Source organism: Absicoccus sp., assembly GCF_034090965.1.
Lineage (GTDB): Bacteria > Bacillota_I > Bacilli_A > Erysipelotrichales > Erysipelotrichaceae > Absicoccus > Absicoccus intestinalis.
Genome location: NZ_JAXDRQ010000046.1, coordinates 1 through 2,110, shown reverse-complemented (window position 1 = coordinate 2,110; position 2,110 = coordinate 1). Strand labels below are relative to the sequence as shown.

Genomic DNA, 2,110 nt, shown 5'->3' with positions numbered 1-2,110 from the left:
TTTTTCATCCATTGATATTCTTTCGTTTCACCAAATGTCGAATACTTTCCATCTACGACACTTTGACTGGTCATATCAATGCCTAAGCCCAATTGATGTTCGCTGTAGCCTGGTTTGGCAACGAGATCATCCGCTGTTTGGGTATCATACATCGCATGATATTCATTATATAGTTCTTCTTGTTGCATATAAGATCGATAGGCACTGTTGATCACCAGTTCCAAGCCTTTTTTCTTGGCCGCCTTGGCCATTTTTTCTAAAGCCGTGGCCGCAGCCTTACGCATTTTATTCGGTGTATCCGCAGAAGCCGTAGCCACATTTACGGTAACCAAATCATTGGGCACATAGTTTTTCGAAATACCATAGCCATCTTTCACTAAAGTCAAATACGAAGGATTGGCAATTCTATAAGTCCGTGTCATCTTATTTTTAGAATTGATCTGCGCATGAGAAATGGATAATATGGTAGCCAATGGCTTTTTCCTGGAAGCTACATATTTTTTCAGGTCTTGTGCCACAAAGCCATTGATCTTTATATATTTTTTTGCCGTGGTATAAGACACTTTGCTGTTGGCTAAAGCCTGAATGGCTGAAAGAGACATGGATTGTTTCATCAAGGAACGAATCGTATCCATCGAATAACCTAGCTTTTTCAAGGATGGAATCACTTGATAAACACCATCTACATAGGAAATGGTCTTGGCTTTGGAAAGTCCCGTTTGTTGATGAACGGTTGCATAGTCATAATAATGTTGCTGGTTTTTCTTGGTATCCCATGCATCCATATCAATTTTTGTATCCAGGTAATGGGATACATCCTCACTTTGCAGGATCACGGTTTGTTGATCAAAGGTATATCCAGCATGCCACAGCTGCAAGCGCGTATGGTTAAATAAACCAATACATAATACCACAACGATCCCTGCTAATATGGCTCGATTCCTTCGCGCTTTCTTCTTGTTGATTTTTCTCATTGATTCCCCCAATATTCTTCTAATGTCCAATTCTTCTCAAAACAAGTAGTAGCCACTTTTTTTCCAACATAACGTAAATGCCAGCTTTCATAGTTATAGCGTGTCACCTTTTCTTTATCTTTTGGATAACGCAAGATAAATCCATACGTATGCATATTTTTTAAGATCCAGTTATAGCCTTTGTAGTTTTCAATTTCGTTAAAAGGATGATCATTAAAGGTAATATCAACTGCTAGTCCGGTATTGTGTTCACTTTGACCGGCTCGAGCAAAATACGCATCGGCATAGTCTTGTCCATACGTTTGGGCATTGGTTGTCCATAAATTCAATTGATAATCATAGCTACGATATCCCGAAATGGCAACGATCTTCACATGGGCTTTTTTACCCGATTTTACCATTTTTTGAAAAGCGGTATTTGCCTCTTTTCGTAAATAAAGTTCATCACTGTTACATCCAGTGTCTCCAACTGTACAAACACTGGCTATTGGTTCTAAATCATTGGGTTCATATCCTTTTGGCAAAGCATAGAATTTATTGACCAAATAGGCGGGATCTGTATCTTTTTTCACAAGGATCGTTTTTGAATACGGTTCAAGATCTTGGTCGGTATTCACAGTAAGAATTGTCTTTTTCGCCTTGGTCTTATGTTTTTTATAGTAAGATGCATATCGTTTGGCCAAGGATCCATGATAATTTTCCCGATCGATCATAGCTTGAACGACCTTTGTAGGTACGCCGCCTTTCAACAAGGTATTGACACCCGATGTCGATGAAATATCTAAATCACAATAACTTTGAATATATTTACCCTGAAAATCAGCAGATAACATCTTTTTCACACTATCCGTATGTGCACAATCTTTGGCTTGTGAATATACACCAGCTGCTTTTAATTGGGCTTTCTCTGCTTTGGTATAAGGCCCACATCCGCTCAAAACCAAAGCGCAAATCATAAAGAACCATATTTTTTTCATATCTCTTCCCCACTCTCGTTTTTCATTATAACAAAAAAACGTCGTATTTCTACGACGTTAACGATTGGAATAACGAGATAAGAATTGTTTGGTTCTTTCTTCTTTTGGATTGCCAAATAATTCTTCGGGTTCTCCTGCTTCGGCAATGACACCTTGATC

General features: G+C 38.5%; 2 protein-coding genes and 1 pseudogene. All 3 read right to left on the bottom strand.

Annotation, left to right across the window (positions count from 1 at the left end; all coding sequences use genetic code 11):
* On the bottom strand, positions 1–974 hold a 974-nt coding region (locus SOS22_RS06675), incomplete at its 3' end, for a M15 family metallopeptidase (RefSeq protein ID WP_320596731.1).
* A complete protein-coding gene (locus SOS22_RS06670; RefSeq protein ID WP_320596730.1) occupies positions 971–1,951 on the bottom strand; it encodes a M15 family metallopeptidase in 981 nt (326 codons plus the stop codon). The genes SOS22_RS06670 and SOS22_RS06675, both read right to left, overlap by 4 nt.
* A gap of 57 nt (positions 1,952–2,008) precedes the next feature.
* Positions 2,009–2,110, bottom strand: a pseudogene (locus SOS22_RS06665) (amino acid ABC transporter ATP-binding protein); the annotation flags it as partial.

Coding starts and splice junctions, on each gene's coding strand:
- SOS22_RS06670 (WP_320596730.1), bottom strand. CDS start 1,951: ATGAAAAAAATATGGTTCTTTATGATTTGCGCTTTGGTTTTGAGCGGA.